Raw genomic sequence first — 427 nt, forward strand, 5'->3', positions numbered from 1 at the left:
TCTGGAGCACGGCCGATGCGACCCTCGCCGTGTCGTACTTCAGCAGCTTCGGTGGTACCTGGCAGAACTCGGGAGTGGCATTCAACAGTGGCTACTCCAGCTTCCCCATCTTCTCCGCATCCCAACCCGCCCATACCGTGGTGGCTGGTAACCGGTATGTGATTGGCTTCGCTACGCGCGACCCCATCCAGTCCAACCTGGTCTTTGGCTTCCGCGTCCGCTACTTCCTGCCGTAAGGCGCCCCGTCACGGAGTCCCGGCGCCCGCCCCTGTCTCCCTGGGGCGGAGCGCCTCGTGAACCGGACTCCCACGAAGTGTGCCCCTTCCGAGTGAGCTCTCGCGCCGCGCGCGACAAAATCACACACACAAACATTTCGTCTGTGGACAGGCAGTGCTCAAGTTGAGCGCGTCCATCACGTGTGGCGCGG

Annotated in this window: 1 protein-coding gene; it reads left to right on the plus strand. The window is 63.5% G+C overall.

Features of this window, described 5'->3' with window-relative positions; all coding sequences use genetic code 11:
* Nucleotides 1-236: hypothetical protein (locus HUA74_RS45025; RefSeq protein ID WP_174459522.1), on the plus strand; the 236-nt coding region annotated here is incomplete at its 5' end.
* Between the last annotated feature and the right edge of the window lie 191 nt (nucleotides 237-427).

Origin of the sequence: Myxococcus sp. CA051A (assembly GCF_013336705.1) — a bacterium.
Classification (GTDB): Bacteria; Myxococcota; Myxococcia; order Myxococcales; family Myxococcaceae; genus Myxococcus; species Myxococcus llanfairpwllgwyngyllgogerychwyrndrobwllllantysiliogogogochensis.